The following is a 14,533-nucleotide window of genomic DNA, read 5'->3' on the forward strand; positions in this document are numbered from 1 at the left end:
ATGCCGGGGGCCGTGGGCGGGATGGGGTTGTGGGTCGCCCGCCTGCTGTCGTCCGACCTGACACTGCGCGTCGGTGATCATGGCAGTACGGTCGTCATGCGCTTCCCCGGCAAGGACGGCTGACTCTTCTGCTTTCCTGAGCTGGTAACCGCCGACGCGGGGCTTTCCGCACGCCGCGTCGGCGGCTTCACTCGGTGGGCCGGTCACCGGCTTGTGTTCACCGGCTTGTCGGCACCGGCTTTCGGGTTATCGGCGGACTCGGCCGCGCCAGTTGCCGGACCCCGTGCGGAAGCTCGCCGTGCCGACGCCTGCCTGGTGCAGGGCCAGCAGGGCCAGCCCCAGCAGGACGAACGTCATGCCGGAGAACCCGCCGGGAATCGACGCGCCTACGAGATCGAGCAGGAAGCCGAGCCCGAAGACGATCGCTGCGACGATCGCGAGCATGTCATGTCACCTCGTTCCCTGACTCTGATACTGACTCTGGTCGTGACCAGGGGACTTGCTGGACAGCGCGAGCAGCCGCTCCAGGACGTTGCGGTACTCGCGGAACGCCTGACGCAGCTCCTCGGTGTCGGCGCTCCCGGCGTCCTTCCACCGGCCGCGCAGGGCGTTCGTCCGGCTGGTCAGCGTGCTGGTGAGGGACTCCACCACCTCTTCCACCAACCCGTCCGCCCGCTGGACCGCCTCGCCCGGGTCGTCCACGAACGACGCCTGCACGTCGCGCCAGCGCGCCTGCACCTCGGTCGGATCCTGGTCGAACAGGACGATCTCGTCGGGCGCGGCGTGCGCCGGCGCCGCCTCACCGGCAGGACGGCCGTCTCCGGGCTCGGCCGGCAGGTCGCCGTCCGTCCGGGCGTACGGATCCCGGTAGGCGGGGTCCTCGAGCACGTCCGCCTCGACGGCCGTCGCGGGGATCCCGGCGACCGGCGTGACGGCGCCAGGAGCGGCGGCCGCGTGTTCGTCGTCGTGCCGCGTGCTCCGTCCGGCGACGTGCTCGTCCTCGTACGGCGTGCTCCGTGCGGCCACGTGCTCGTCGTCGCGCTGCGGGCTCCGCTCGGCCGTGCCACCGGCGTACCCGGCTTCACGACCGTCCTCGCGGACAGCCGCGGGGTCGCCACGGCGGGCGTCCTCGTCGTCGTCGGCGAGGTCGTTCCGCCGGCCGGATTCCCACGTGGAGTCCCGGCCGGACTCCCGCGCGACGTCATCGGCCGCGCCGACGGCGCCCCTTCGCTCACCGCCGTCCTCGGCGACGGCGCCCCTGTGGTCACCGTCGTCCTCGGCGTCCTTGACGGCGTTCCTCGCGTCCGGCTCCCGGCCGGTCACGTCCGCCTCGGCGTGATCCCGGCCCGTCGCGTCCGCGTCGGTGCGGTCGGCGTGGTCCATGGGGGACCGATCCCTGTCCGTGCCGTCATGGGAGTCGGTCTCTTGTCTGCGTTGCGACGGCACTTTCAGCTCGTCGCCGGTCATATCGTTCACCGTCCTCGGGGAGTCTCTTCCAGCAGCTCCTCGAACAGCGCGCGGTAGTGCACCATGGCCTGCCGGAGGTCCTCCGTGGAGGCCTCCTTCCTGGCCGCCCGGCCGCTGATCTCGTGAGCCGCCCTGTAGTGGTCGAGCGTCGCCGCGTGCCCCACCGACAGGTCGGACAGCCGCTGCTCGAAGTTCTCCGTCGGGTAACCGCGTTCCGCCATGACGGCCGTGACCAGTTGGTCGGCCTCGGTCACCGCGAACGCCGGTGCGTCGACGAAGCGTTCCTGGACCTCGGTCCAGCGATTGGCGTACGTGTTGCGCGCCTCTTCGGGGAGAGGGCGGATGTCCAGCTCCGCGTGCCGCTGCTCGCGTTCGAGCAGCTCCTGCTCCGCCTCACGGCGGTTGTCGCGTTCTGCTACCACGCGTTCGTACTCAGGGCCGAAACGTTCGCGCAGATGGGAGCGGCGCTTCTGCTGCTGCAGCACGAAATAACCCACTGCGGCGAGCGCCACCACCGCGACCACGACGACGGCCACCCATGCCCAGGTGGTCATGATTTTCGCCTCCGGTCTCTGTGTTGAGACCAGCGACTGCCCTCGTACAGGCAGGTAAAACTTAGGTATCAGTGCCCTTCTAGGCCCTTTCGCGCTGCTGCGAGCACCTTTGCGACGTGTGAGCCCTCTGGGGGAGCCGGGACCTCGCTGAACCCCTCCCCGGGGTCGTACCGTACGTCCAGCCCGGAGTCCACCAGCCGCTGCGCCCACCGCAGCGCGGTGTTCAACCTCTCGGCCGCCGGCGGCTTGCCCTGCGCCGCCGCCGACAGGTTCCGCAGATTGGTGGCCGGCCCCGACTGGCTGTGCGCGCGGGCCAGCTTCCACGGAACGGCGGCGCTGTGGTCGAGCATCGGTTTGACCAGCCCGGCGGCCCGCTTGGCCTGCAACACCCCGGACTCGCTCACCCCGAAGTGAGCGGCCAGCTCCTGCACGCTCATGCCCTCGGCGACGAGCCTGGCCAGTTCCTCACGATCGATGGTCGCCTTCCGCCCCACCCGGCTGCCTCCCCGCTCTCCGTGTACGCGCGCACCTCCGATGTGCGCTAAGGTTATGACGTCCCGCCCCGCAGGGGGGCGGCCGACACAACCGGGACGTAGCGCAGCTTGGTAGCGCACTTGACTGGGGGTCAAGGGGTCGCAGGTTCAAATCCTGTCGTCCCGACCAGATCGACGCTGGTCGAGCAGGGTGTCACTCATCAGAGTGACACCCTTTCGCATCTCCCGAGGGGACCGCCGGCATCCCGGTGTCTATGACGATCTTCCGGAACGCTCGTCTGACGTTGTGGGCGTCGAGAGGTGTGCCGACGTGTGAGGCGAAGACAAGCCGGTGATCCTGCCACTTGTCGCCTGCCACCTTCTTGTCTTTCCGCTGTTGTTGCCGGTGCGCCTTGAAGCGCTTCCACGCGGCGCTTCCGCGGCGCCAGGGGCGCCGTGAGCGCCTTGGGACTGGTACCGCCTCCTTCCCGTACCGAGCGCCACACAGCGATCCACGTTGGGATGCCCTTGTCTGGATCGCCGATGAGATCAAGCCCGCGGTAGTCGCTGACCTCGACGGCGACATCGTCGCCTACGGGCACCAGTGGCATCACGAGATCAACAAGAGACGGGCTGCCCATCGCGACGAAATGTAGCGGCGCATTGCAACTGGCCGAGGTGGTGCGCGCGTGCCGGCCAGGCTTCTTCGTACTTAAGGCCTTGGGCTCAGTGGCTTGGCTCGGCCGGCCCTACGCGTCGACAAGGGCTTGTATCAGCCTGTATGTACATTCTGGCGTCAGTCCCTGGGCTATGAATTCTTTTTCTATGAACAAATTCTTCTGCTTGCGGGCGGCATTGCGCTGGAGCACGCCAAGGCTTATATCGGCACTGGTTCGACAGCTCTCGCTTTCCCAGGTTTGGATCTCCCTTGTTGCGGCTGTAAGCGCCCTCCCGGCGTTGCGAATGAGGAGATATCCCTCCCCTTGGGGTAGCTTCTGAGAATCTAGATCGATGCCTCCACGAAAGGAGACGTTGCGGAGTCGGGCGGAGGAAAAATCGTTATTGTGATATCTGTAGGCTGGAGTTTCCGATGGATCGGCATCCCATTTATCGGCGTCGAACACGACGTCTCGGATGAGCGCATCATCAAACACGCAGTCAATGAATTCTGCATCCAGAAACTGCATGTTTTGAATGGTGGCGCCGTTGAAGGAGCATGCAACGAACCTCGCGTGCCCTGGGATCGTCCTCTCGATTTTGCAGCCATCGAAATTGCAGTTCTTGTATATGGAAGGCGCTCCGCCGTCGCCGAGCCCTCCTGCTGTGATGAGCGAGCCCTGGAACGTGCACCTGGTCAACACGCTGCCATCCGTGACAGTGATGTGGGTGAGTTTTCTGAGGGAAAAGTCGCCGTCCTTGATTTCGGCGCCCATGACATCCAGCTCTGCGTCGGCGGATTTATTCGTGTTGGTTTCCGGCCTGGCAGAGATCTCTATGACAAAGTCGTTGTCGTCGGTCATCGGCTATCTCCGTCTCGGGAATCGGCGTCTTTCCGCGTGATGCGACGATTCGCGGTGTGCCGGCGCACTAGGGCGATCAGTCCTGTCTCGATGACAAGTAGCGCCAGCGCGATCACTCCGGATGCGGCGATCATCTCTTCCTCTGAAAGGCCGCCTGCACATTCTGTTATATTGCCGCCCTCATACAATAAGGCGCAGTCGTGCCCAAGGATCACGGCAACGACGAACCAGTTGGCAAGAAGAAGGGGAATCGCGCCCAGGGCAAGGAGTAGCGGGATGTTATTCACCCTCCTGGTTGCCGGGTTCGCCTTTGCCGGAACGGGTTCCGCGAGCTCGGCTTGTCAGTCGGCGTTCAGGACGAAGAAGAGGAAGCTTGGGGTGGTGGCGAGGAGGCGGTAATCGTCGGGGAACAGGTCGCGGGCGGCCGGTACGGGGAGTGGTTCGCTGATGGTGGCCAGGCGGAAGCCTGCCGTGGTGAAGGCGTCGGTCATCGCGTGCAGTGGTCGATGCCAGAAGCTCATCTGGGCGGTCTGGCCGCCCAGGGTCCATTCTTCGGTCCAGTTGTTGGTGGCGAAATAGCTGATCTTGCGCCCGGCCATGCGGTGCATGGCAAGGATTATCAGCGGATGGTCGACGGACACGATCAGCCGGCCGCCGGGCGACAGCACGCGCCGCATTTCGGAGAGCGTCGGTCCCCAGTCTTCCAGGTAGTGCAGGACCAGGGACGCCATGACATCGTCGAACGCGCCGTCCGGGAACGGCAGGGGATCACGTAGGTCGCCTACCTGCAAGTCCGCGCCGTCACCGAGCCGCTTCCGGGCCAGTTCCAGCATTCCGGTGCTGCTGTCGATGCCGGTCACGACGGCTCCCCGGTCGCGCAGCTCCGCGAAGAGCGGGCCCGAGCCGCAGCCGGCGTCGAGGATCCGCCGGCCGGCCACCTCTCCGGCGAGGGCCAGGATGGCGGGACGCTCGTAATAGGCGTTCATGATGCCGGCCTCGTTCTCGGCCGTGTACGCCTCGGCGTGAGTGTCATAGTCGTTGGCTCGGAACGGGCGTGCGGACTCGACGTGATCTTCGGGCGCGGTAGGCATGCGGGCTATCCTGGCTCACCAGGCTCGGGCGGCGCCAATGGGACGGATGCCGACAGAAGAGCGCAAACCGATCGACCATCGCCACCTGGCGGTAGGTGATCTGTCCGTCTTGTTCCAGTACAGGTGCCATGCACGTCAGGTGGTTGAGCCGGCAGGAAGGGGAGCGGGTGGGCGAGGATGTGATCGGGGCGTGGCTGGACCGGATCCACGATGAGTACGAAGAGTTCGCCTACCGGTATGTCCACGCCGCTTATCAGGTGGTGCGTCCGCCTCGCCGACAAGCGCGTCACGGTGAGGTGACCCTGAGCGCCGAATCGGACGGCGGTTACCTGCTGCGCGCCGGAGAGTGGGACCCAGGGCTGCGGCTGCGTGATGACGCGGCGTGCGAGGCCTTCCTGGCGCATTTGAAGGGGCGGTATCTGCGATTCGGCCAGTCTTCCATGGACGTGTGGGAGGCCGCTGCCCATGACCGCTACGTAGCAGGTCTGCACGACTGGGAGCGACTGTGACCGGGCACCCGCGTTCAGTTTCGGCGCGGTGGACGCGGGCCGGTAGAGCGATGTGGAGAGCCTCATAGAAGCGTTCGGCACGGGGCGGGGTCCGGCTGTCGTCAGGCGTATCGGGTCGTCATGCGGGGCATGGCGACAGGCTGTACCGGTGCTCGGGCGGTGTCAGGGGCCGGTTAGCGGGCGTTGCGGAGGGCGAGGGTGGCTACGACTGCGGTGAGTGTCAGGAGGGCTGCTCCGACTACTGCGGTGACGTTGATTCCGTTGGTGAAGGCTGTTGTCGCGGCAGTGGTGACAGAGTCGGCCAGCTGAGCCGGTAGGTGTTCGGCTGCGGAAAGCGCCGCGCCCAAGGTGGAGCCGGCCGCGTCGGCGGTGGCCGGTGGGAGGTCCGCGGGGAGGGCGGCGGCGATGTCCCGGCGGTAGACGGCGGTGGCGATGCTGCCGAGGACGGCGATGCCGAGGGCGCCGCCGAGCTCCGTGCCGGTCTCGTTCAGGGCGGCTGCGGCGCCGGCCTTGTGCGGGGGTGCGGTCGCCACGACGAGGTTGTACGCCAGGGTGATGGCCATGCCCATGCCGAAGCCGAGCACGCCGTAGCCGGTGACGAGCGAGGCGACGGTGTCGTCGGCGTCCAGCCGGGTGAGGAGGGCGAAGCCGGCGGCGGCCAGCGCCAGGCCGGCGCCGATCACCGGCCCCGGGCGCAGCCGGCGGACGATGACGGTGCCCAGCGCGATGCCCGGCATCACGGCGGCGACCATGGGGATCATCCACAGCGCGGCCACGAAGGGGCGGTAGCCGAGAACGAGCTGGAGGTGCTGCACGACGAGCATGCCGACTCCCGCCGATGCCACGGTGAGCACGACGTTGGCCCCGATCGCCGCCGAGAACGCGGGGCGGGCGAACAGGCGGACGTCGATCAGGGGGTGGGCGGCCGCACGCTGGCGGCGTACGAAGACATGGCCGACGGCCAGGCCGACTGCGATGGCGATGAGCGGCGGCGTGGTCAGGCCGTCCTCGGCCAGCTTCTTCAGCCCCCAGACGACCGGCAGGATGGCGGCCATCGACAGGGCCGCGCCGAGCAGGTCGAAGCGGCCGGGGCGCGGATCGGTGTGCTCGGGCAACAGCAGGGGGGCCAGGATCAGCAGGAGCGCCATCACCGGGATGTTGGGCAGAAAGACCGAGCCCCACCAGAAGTGCTCGACCAGCAGGCCGCCGACGACCGAGCCGAGCGGGGTGCCGACGCTGAACGCGCCGGTCCACACGGCGACCGCGGTGCGTCGCTGGGCGGCGTCGTGGAACATGTTGCGGATCAGGGCGAGCGTGGAGGGCGCGAGGGTGGCGCCGCCGATGCCGAGCAGCGCGCGTGCCGCGATGAGCATCTCCGTGCTGGTGGAGAACGCCGCCAGCAGCGAGGCGGCGCCGAAGGCGGCGGCGCCGATCATCAGGAGTCGTCGCCGGCCGAGGCGATCGCCCAGGGTGCCCATCGTGATGAGCAGCCCGGCCATCAGGAAGCCGTAGACGTCCATGATCCACAGCAGCCCGCTGCCGCTGGGCTCCAGGTCGGCGCTGATCCAGGGGGCCGCCATGAACAGCACGGTCAGGTCCATGGACACCAGCAGGGCGGGCACCGTCAGCACGGCCAGGCCGATCCATTCCTTGCGGCCGGCCTTCGTCTCGGGAGAAGTCATCTCACCATGTATACAAATGTACTAGACGTGCGTCAAGGACGTTTGTATACGTTAGGCTCGTGCGCATGGGAAACCGTGAGGACCTGCTCGAAGGAGCGAAGCGCTGTCTGTACGAGCGCGGCTACGCCCGCACGACCGCGCGCGACATCGTGGCCGCGTCCGGCGCCAACCTGGCCTCGATCGGGTACCACTACGGCTCCAAAGAGGCCCTCCTGGACGCCGCCCTCATCGAGGCCATCGGCGAGCTGAGCGAGCGGTGGCTGCAGTGGAGCGCGGCCGACAAGGCGGATCTCGCCGAGGTCTGGGATCGCATCCTGGGCGAGTTCGACGCTCACCGGCCCCTGCTGATCGCGCACGTCGAGGCATGGGCGCAGGTCGAACGCTCGCCCGAGCTGAAGGAGCGGTTCGCGAAGTTCTACGCCGACCAGCTGGCCAGAGGCGTCGAGAGCTCCAGGGCCAAGCGCCCTCGGCTGGACGCCGGCACCGCCCGCGCGTTGTCGGCCGTGACCGGTGCGCTGGCCGACGGGCTGATCGTCCAGTGGCTGATCAACCCGGACCAGCTGCCCAGCGGACAGGAGATCGCGGCCGGACTGCGCGCCCTCGCCGACGCGATCGACGAGGAGTGAGCTGCCGTCCGGCCGGCGTCTCCGGCGCGGACGCCCGGCGGGACAGCTGCTCAGGGACGATGAGTCTGCTCTTCGGCGGGAGTCGTCACGGCGGACAGCAGGAACGAACGCCGGCGGGAGAATGATCGGTGATGGGACAGCAGAGTGTTACGTGGTCGCTCGTGCACGAGGAACGGGCGGCCCTCGCCGACGATCTCGCGTCGTTGCACGATGCGGAGTGGGCGACGCCGTCGTTGTGCGCCGGCTTGTCGGTGCGCGAGGTGCTGGCGCATCTCACGGCGGGGGCGAGCCTAGGGCCCGTACGGTGGCTGGCGGGTGTGATCCGGTGCCGGTTCGACTTCGACCGGCAGGTGGCCGTGCGGCTGGCCGAGCAGCTGGGCGCGGGTCCCGCCGACACGCTCACGAGGTTCCGCCGCGTCGTCGGCAGCACCACCAAGCCGCCCCTGCCGGTCATCGCGATGCTCGGCGAGACCATCGTGCACGGTGAGGACATCCGGCGGCCCCTGGGCATCCGCCGGGCCCACCCGATCGGGACGCTCACCCGGGTGGCCCGCTACTACCAGGGCTCCGACCTCGTGGTCGTGGCCGGGAAGCGCGTCGCCGGGCTGCGGCTGGCCGCCACCGACGGGCCCTTCGCCGCCGGCTCCGGGCCGCTGGTGTCGGGCACCACCCTGGCGCTGACCATGGCCATGACGGGCCGCATGGCGTACTGCGACGAGCTGACCGGCGACGGGGTGGACACGCTGCGCGAGCGCGCCGCGATGGCCTGAGCGGACGGGTCGCCCGCCCGGCAGGCCCAGGCTCAGAGGGCGGCGGTGACGCGGTCGAGTGCGGGAGGCGCGGTCGTGTCCTGGGACTGGAGGTAGGCGCGGAAGGCGTCGTAGTCGCGCGAGCCGCGTACCGGGTCGGTGAAGCCGGTCAGGGCGGTGAAGCCGTCGGCGCCGATCAGGGTGTACGCGAGGGCGGCGACGCGGTAGGTCCGGCCGGGGTCCAGCGGGGCGTCACCGATCAGGACGTCGGAGGGGTCCACCCGGTCGCCGACCTGGCGCGAGGCGTCGTAGGAGTAGCGGACGCCGGCGGAGACGGCGAGCGGGCTGAACCGTACCGTGCCGTCGGCCTGGGCCTGCCACTGCTGCTCCAGCGCCTGTTCGAGCCGCCGCCCGGTGAGGGAGACGGTGAGCACCGGGTTCGCGTAGCCGTACGCGGACCAGGCCTCGCCGAACAGGACGGTTCCGTCGCGGTCGGCCGGATCGGCGCCCTTGGCGAAGCGCAGGTCGCCGCGCAGGCTGTTCGAGCCGGTCAGCGGCGCCGTGGCCACCAGCGCCAGGTCGACGGGGCCGCCGGAGGTCTGTACGGCGTCGGCGTACTGCGCGTCGGCGACGAGGTTGCCCAGCGTGCTCTCGCCGTCGGCGGCGCGGGCCTTCCAGTGGCCGACGAGCCGCGTCATCGCCGGGTCGGGGGTGACGTCCCGGGTGACCGGGTGGTTCACCGTGGTGGTGGCGGAGCGGATGACGTCACCGGTGCGCGGGTCGATCTTGAGGTTCATCTCGTTGGGCAGACGCCCGTGGTTGGCGGCCTCGACCACGGGCCGGGGGTTGCCCGCGGGGTCGGGGACCACGCAGTCGTTGAACAGCGCGTGCCAGTGGCCGGTGATGATGGCGTCGATGTCGGGGGAGGCCTGCTCGGCGAAGTCGAAGACCGGTCCCGAGGGGGCGCCGCAGCGGTCGTAGACGTCCCCGGCCGTCCCGCCCTCGTGCACGTTGGCCACGATCGCCTCGACGCCCCGGCGCTTCAGCTCGGCCGCGTACCTGTTCGCGGTCTCCACCAGCGGCAGGTTGTCCAGCTCCGGCTGGTACGACGTCGAACCGGTGACCGTGGTCGGCGTGGTCAGGTTGATGAACCCGATCCGGACGTTCCCGCCGCCCGTGACCTTCACCTGCTTGATGACGTACGGCTGGAAGATCGGTTTCGTGGAGCCCTTGCGGGTGATGTTCGCGGAGGAGATGGTGTAGTCCGCGCCCCGGAACCGGCGGCCGGTGGAGTCGGTGAAGCAGCTGTCCACGTCGATCTCGCCGAAACAGCGGCCCTTGCCCATGTGGTCGCGCAGGAACTCCAGCGACCGGTCGAGCTCGTGATTGCCGACCGCGGCGAACTCCACGCCGATCGCGTTGAGGAACTCGACCGTGGGCTCGTCCTGGTGGTAGGCCACCTCGGTGGGCCAGCCGCTGAAGTCGTCGCCGCTGGTGAACGTGATCGAGTTCTGGTGACCCTGTCTCAGGTTCTTCAGATGCGTGGCGATGTACGGGGCGCCGCCCACCACGATGCTGTTGCCCTGGGCGTCCTTCACCGTGCCGTTCACGGCGTCGTTCTGCGGGGTGAGGTACCCGTGCAGGTCGGTGATGGACAGCAGTTGCACGTCCACGGGCGCCGCGGCCTGGGCGACGCCGGGCTGCAGGGCCGAGACGGCCAGGGCGGCGGACAAGAAGGCGGTGGGTCCCGTGAGGACGGGACCCACGCGGCTACTTCGTCAGAGGCGCCAGGGTGGGGTCGTTGGCGTACGCCTCGGCGGCGTTGTCCTTGGTGACGATCTGCGGCGGCAGCAGGTAGGCCGGCACGACCTTCACCCCGTTGTCGTACGACTTGGTGTCGTTGATCTGGGGCTGCTTACCGGCCTGCAGGTCCTTCACCATCTGGATGGTCTGCTTGACCAGGTTGCGGGTGTCCTTGTTGATCGTGGAGTACTGCTCGCCCGCCATGATCGACTTGACCGACTCGACCTCGGAGTCCTGGCCGGTCACCACCGGGATCGGCTTGCCGGCGCCCTTGATGGAGGTGATGATGGCGCGGGCCAGCGTGTCGTTGGGGGAGAGCACGCCGTCCAGGGTCTTGCTGGAGTAGGTGGAGGTCAGCAGCGAGTCCATGCGCCGCTGGGCGTTCTCGGCCTTCCAGCCGTCGGTGGCGGTCTGCTTGATCTCGGTCTGGCCGGAGCCGACCACCACGTCGCCGCTGTCGATCGCCGGCTTCAGCACGCTCATCGCGCCGTCGAAGAAGACCGCCGAGTTGTTGTCGTCGGGGGAGCCGGAGAACAGCTCGATGGTGTACGGGCCCTCGGGCTTCTTCGCCTTCATGCCGTCCAGCAGGGCCTGGCCCTGGAGTTCGCCGACCTTGAAGTTGTCGTAGGCGACGTAGTAGTCGACGCCCTGGGTGTTCTTGATCAGCCGGTCGTAGGCGATGACGACCGCGCCGGCGTCCTTGGCGGCCTCCACCTGGGTGCTCAGCTGCGCGGCGTCCGTCGCGCCGATGACGATCACCTTGGCGCCCTTGGTGACCATGGCCTGGATCTGCGACTGCTGGTCGGCGACGGTGGTGGAGGAGCCGGCGTACTGGACGTCGGACTGGAAGCCGGCCTCCTTCAGGCCGTCGGTGAACAGGTCACCGGCCAGGACCCAGTTCTCCGACGTCTTCGCCGGCAGCGCGACGCCGATCAGCGAGTCGGCCGGGAAGCCCGCGCCGGACTCGGCCGAGCCGCCGGCGGTGGCGGTGTCCTCGGAACGCTGGGAGCAGGCGGTGAGCGTCAGCAGCGCGATGGCAGCGGCTGCCACCCCTCTGACCACGGATTTGCGCATTTTCAGGTGCCCTTCTTGGAAATATGACGAGCCGGCCGTCAGCCGGCCACCGGACTCTTGCCGCGTTCCTGTCCCGCCTCGGAGGAGGACGCGGGGCCGGTCGGTGTGTCCCGGCGGAAGGGACGCATCAGTGAATCGATGACGGAGAAGCGTCCCTGCTTCTTGTTGTAGACGTCGAACGCGACGGCCAGCAGCAGGACCAGGCCCTTGATGATCTGCACCCGGTCGGAGCCCACGCCCAGCAGCTGCAGGCCGTTGTTGAGCACCGCCATGACGAGACCGCCGACGATGGAGCCGCTGATCGTGCCGAGGCCGCCGGAGACGGCCGCGCCGCCGATGAAGACGGCGGCGATCGCGTCGAGCTCCCAGCCGATGCCGTCCTGCGGGCCGGAGGCGGCCGAGCGGGCGACGAAGATCATGCCGGCCAGGGCCGCCAGGACCGACATGTTCATCATGACCATGAAGTTGACGCGCTTCAGCTTGACGCCGGACAGCTCGGCGGCGCGGGCGTTGCCGCCGACCGCGTAGATGTGCCGGCCGCCGGCGGTGTTGCGGGTGATGAACGAGTAGATCACCACGAGGACGCCGAGGATGATGCCGGAGACCGGGAAGCTCGTGCCGACCCGTCCGCCGGCGAACTGCAGGGTCGCGAACACGATCACGGCGAGCGGGACGGCCACCCGGATCACCGAGATCCACATCGGGGCCGCGTCGGCGCCCATCTCCCGCCGGGTGCGGCGGCCCCGCCACTCACGGACGACGACCGCCACGCAGACCACCAGGCCGAGCAGGAGCGTCAGGTTGTTGTAGCCGGTGTCGGGCCCGACCTCGGGCAGGAAGCCGGAGCCGATGACCCGGAACCCCTCGGGCACGGGGATGGTGTTGGCGTTGCCGATGAACTGGTTGCCGCCCCGGAAGAGCATCATGCCGGCCAGCGTGACGATGAACGCCGGCACGCCGACGTACGCGACCCAGAAGCCCTGCCAGGCGCCGATGACGGCGCCGACCGCCAGGCCGATCAGGACGGCGAGGAACCAGGGTACGGCGTAGTCCTGCATCACCTGGGCGACCACGATGCCGACGAACGCGGCGACCGAGCCGACGGACAGGTCGATGTGCCCGGCGACGATGACCATCAGCATGCCGATGGCCAGCAGCAGGATGTAGGAGTACTGGCTCACCAGGGAGATGAGGTTGCCGGGGTTCAGCGTGAGTCCGCCGGTCAGGATCTCGAACAGCAGGACGATCGCCACCAGCGTGAAGATCATCCCGAACTGCCGGGCGTTGGAGGTGTTGCCTCCGAACAGGGACTTCTGGAGTTCTTTCACGCGGCTCATGATCGCTGTGCTTTCTTCACTGAGGTCATCTGTTTGAGCAGGAGTTCCGGATCGGCGTCGCGGCGGGGGATGTCGCCGGTGATGGTGCCTTCGAAGACCGTGTAGATCCGGTCGCACAGGCCGATCAGCTCGGGCAGCTCCGACGAGATGACGATGACGCCTTTGCCCTGGTCGGCCAGGCGCTGGATGATGCCGTAGATCTCGTACTTGGCGCCCACGTCGATGCCCCGGGTGGGCTCGTCGAGGATCAGCAGGTCGGGATCGGTGAACATCCACTTGGCCAGCACGACCTTCTGCTGGTTGCCGCCGGACAGCGTCGTGACCGGCTCGTCGACGGTGGGCGCCTTGACGCGCAGGCTCGACCGGTAGCTCTCGGCGGCCTGGTGCTCGCGGACGTGGTCGATCACGCCACGCTTGGTGATCTTGGACAGCTTGGCGGCGACCACCGAGGTCTTGATGTCGTCGAGCAGGTTCAGGCCGATCGACTTGCGGTCCTCGCTGACGTACGCCAGGCCGTGCTCGATGGCGTCCGACACGGACTTGATCACGATCTCCCGGCCGTCCTTGATGATCTGCCCGGAGACGTAGACGCCGTACGAGCGGCCGAAGACGCTCATCGCCAGCTCGGTGCGCCCGGCGCCCATCAGGCCGGCGAACCCGACGATCTCCCCCCGGCGCACGGTGAAGCTCGCGTTCTTGGCCACCAGGCGGTCGCTCGCGACCGGATGCCGGACGGTCCAGTCGCGTACCTCGAAGAAGACCTCGCCGATGTCCGGGGTGTGGTCGGGGAAGCGGCTGTGCAGCTCGCGGCCCACCATGCCGCGGACGATCCGGTCCTCGTCGACGCCGTCGGCCTTGACGTCGAGGGTCTCGATCGTGTGGCCGTCGCGCAGGATGGTGATCGCGTCGGCGATCTCGGCGATCTCGTTCAGCTTGTGGGAGATGATGATCGAGGTGATGCCGCGCTGCCTGAAGTCGCGCAGCAGATCAAGCAGGTGCCGCGAGTCCGTCTCGTTCAGCGCGGCGGTGGGCTCGTCGAGGATGAGCAGCTTCACGTTCTTGGCGAACGCTTTGGCGATCTCCACCAGCTGCTGCTTGCCCACGCCGATGTCCTTGATCAGCGTGTCGGGGTCCTCCTCCAGCCCGACCAGGGCCATCAGCTCCAGGGCCCGGCGGTTGGCGGTCTTCCAGTCGATCACGCCGCCGCGGCGGGGCTCGTTGCCGAGGAAGATGTTCTCGGTGATGGACAGGCCGGGCACCAGGGCGAGCTCCTGGTGGATGATCACGATTCCGGCGTGCTCGCTGGCCCGGATGTCGGCGAACCGGCTCTCCGTGCCCTCGTAGAGGATCTGGCCGGTGTAGCTGCCGTAGGGGTGGACCCCGCTGAGCACCTTCATCAGCGTGGACTTGCCGGCGCCGTTCTCCCCGGCGATCGCGTGGATCTCGCCCTGCCGGACCACGAGGTTGACGTCGGAGAGCGCCTTGACCCCGGGGAACTCCTTGGTGATCGCACGCATCTCCAGCAGGACCGGTGCGTCGCGCATGACGTCTTCCCCCTAGATCGTCGTGACATCGTTGTCATCGGGCAGCGGGTAGAGACTGCTCCGACGTGACGAGTGTGTCAACTGATGTGGCCATTTCGTAACGC

The 14,533-nt window shown here is 68.2% G+C and carries 15 protein-coding genes and 1 tRNA gene; 4 read left to right on the forward strand and 12 right to left on the reverse strand.

All coding sequences use genetic code 11. The annotated features are described in order from the left end of the window. Positions 1-246 precede the first annotated feature (246 nt). The 4 genes from C1J01_RS10305 to C1J01_RS10320 all read right to left on the reverse strand — a co-directional run bounded on the left by C1J01_RS10305 (position 247) and on the right by C1J01_RS10320 (position 2,515). The gene (locus C1J01_RS10305; RefSeq protein WP_111178551.1) at positions 247-444 is read right to left on the reverse strand and encodes a hypothetical protein; all 198 of its coding nucleotides are present in this window, start codon (positions 442-444) and stop codon (positions 247-249) included. Between the two features lie 6 nt (positions 445-450). After that, on the reverse strand, positions 451-1,383 hold the full coding sequence (locus C1J01_RS10310) for a hypothetical protein (RefSeq protein WP_111178553.1): 933 nt from the start codon (positions 1,381-1,383) through the stop codon (positions 451-453). 89 nt (positions 1,384-1,472) lie between these two features. Continuing rightward, positions 1,473-2,021, reverse strand: coding sequence for a hypothetical protein (locus C1J01_RS10315; protein WP_111178555.1), 549 nt, complete (start codon positions 2,019-2,021; stop codon positions 1,473-1,475). A 68-nt stretch (positions 2,022-2,089) separates the two neighbouring features. Then, positions 2,090-2,515: a helix-turn-helix domain-containing protein gene (locus tag C1J01_RS10320; protein WP_111178557.1), complete on the reverse strand. Its 426-nt coding sequence runs from the start codon at positions 2,513-2,515 to the stop codon at positions 2,090-2,092. A gap of 92 nt (positions 2,516-2,607) precedes the next feature. Here C1J01_RS10320 and C1J01_RS10325 point away from each other — a divergent pair. Beyond that, positions 2,608-2,684 (forward strand) — tRNA-Pro (locus tag C1J01_RS10325). Positions 2,685-3,243: 559 nt separating this feature from the next. On the opposite strand, the gene C1J01_RS10330 is transcribed toward C1J01_RS10325, so the two are convergent. The 3 genes from C1J01_RS10330 to C1J01_RS10335 are packed head-to-tail and all read right to left on the reverse strand — an operon-like array spanning position 3,244 to position 5,105. Next, positions 3,244-4,014, reverse strand: coding sequence for a pentapeptide repeat-containing protein (locus tag C1J01_RS10330; RefSeq protein WP_111178559.1), 771 nt, complete (start codon positions 4,012-4,014; stop codon positions 3,244-3,246). Beyond that, positions 4,011-4,301: a hypothetical protein gene (locus tag C1J01_RS49035; protein WP_146615535.1), complete on the reverse strand. Its 291-nt coding sequence runs from the start codon at positions 4,299-4,301 to the stop codon at positions 4,011-4,013. The genes C1J01_RS10330 and C1J01_RS49035 overlap by 4 nt, the downstream gene beginning before the upstream one ends. A 54-nt stretch (positions 4,302-4,355) precedes the next feature. Further along, complete coding sequence (locus C1J01_RS10335) at positions 4,356-5,105, reverse strand: class I SAM-dependent methyltransferase (RefSeq protein ID WP_111178561.1); 750 nt, start codon at positions 5,103-5,105, stop codon at positions 4,356-4,358. 167 nt (positions 5,106-5,272) lie between these two features. Here C1J01_RS10335 and C1J01_RS10340 point away from each other — a divergent pair, with 167 nt between their 5' ends. Further along, the gene (locus tag C1J01_RS10340) at positions 5,273-5,614 is read left to right on the forward strand and encodes a hypothetical protein (protein ID WP_146615536.1); all 342 of its coding nucleotides are present in this window, start codon (positions 5,273-5,275) and stop codon (positions 5,612-5,614) included. 173 nt (positions 5,615-5,787) lie between these two features. On the opposite strand, the gene C1J01_RS10345 is transcribed toward C1J01_RS10340, so the two are convergent. Then, a complete protein-coding gene (locus C1J01_RS10345; protein ID WP_111178565.1) occupies positions 5,788-7,296 on the reverse strand; it encodes an MFS transporter in 1,509 nt (502 codons plus the stop codon). A gap of 65 nt (positions 7,297-7,361) precedes the next feature. On the opposite strand from C1J01_RS10345, the gene C1J01_RS10350 reads away from it, so the two are divergent. Both C1J01_RS10350 and C1J01_RS10355 read left to right on the forward strand, forming a co-directional pair. Then, positions 7,362-7,922, forward strand: a complete 561-nt coding sequence (locus tag C1J01_RS10350; protein WP_111178567.1) for a TetR/AcrR family transcriptional regulator — start codon at positions 7,362-7,364, stop codon at positions 7,920-7,922. A gap of 131 nt (positions 7,923-8,053) precedes the next feature. Beyond that, the gene (locus C1J01_RS10355) at positions 8,054-8,692 is read left to right on the forward strand and encodes a maleylpyruvate isomerase family mycothiol-dependent enzyme (protein WP_111178569.1); all 639 of its coding nucleotides are present in this window, start codon (positions 8,054-8,056) and stop codon (positions 8,690-8,692) included. Between the two features lie 32 nt (positions 8,693-8,724). Here C1J01_RS10355 and C1J01_RS10360 read toward each other — a convergent pair whose 3' ends face one another. Genes C1J01_RS10360 through mmsA form a run of 4 tightly spaced genes read right to left on the reverse strand, consistent with a single transcriptional unit; the run spans position 8,725 to position 14,429 of the window. Continuing rightward, positions 8,725-10,437, reverse strand: a complete 1,713-nt coding sequence (locus C1J01_RS10360) for a bifunctional metallophosphatase/5'-nucleotidase (protein ID WP_111178571.1) — start codon at positions 10,435-10,437, stop codon at positions 8,725-8,727. 4 nt (positions 10,438-10,441) lie between these two features. Continuing rightward, complete coding sequence (locus C1J01_RS10365) at positions 10,442-11,548, reverse strand: substrate-binding domain-containing protein (protein WP_111178573.1); 1,107 nt, start codon at positions 11,546-11,548, stop codon at positions 10,442-10,444. Positions 11,549-11,586: 38 nt separating this feature from the next. Beyond that, the gene (mmsB, locus tag C1J01_RS10370; RefSeq protein WP_220039834.1) at positions 11,587-12,876 is read right to left on the reverse strand and encodes a multiple monosaccharide ABC transporter permease; all 1,290 of its coding nucleotides are present in this window, start codon (positions 12,874-12,876) and stop codon (positions 11,587-11,589) included. Positions 12,877-12,881: 5 nt separating this feature from the next. After that, complete coding sequence (gene mmsA, locus C1J01_RS10375) at positions 12,882-14,429, reverse strand: multiple monosaccharide ABC transporter ATP-binding protein (protein ID WP_111178576.1); 1,548 nt, start codon at positions 14,427-14,429, stop codon at positions 12,882-12,884. Positions 14,430-14,533 lie beyond the last annotated feature (104 nt).

Origin of the sequence: Nonomuraea aridisoli (genome assembly GCF_003236395.1) — a bacterium.
Lineage (GTDB): Bacteria > Actinomycetota > Actinomycetes > Streptosporangiales > Streptosporangiaceae > Nonomuraea > Nonomuraea aridisoli.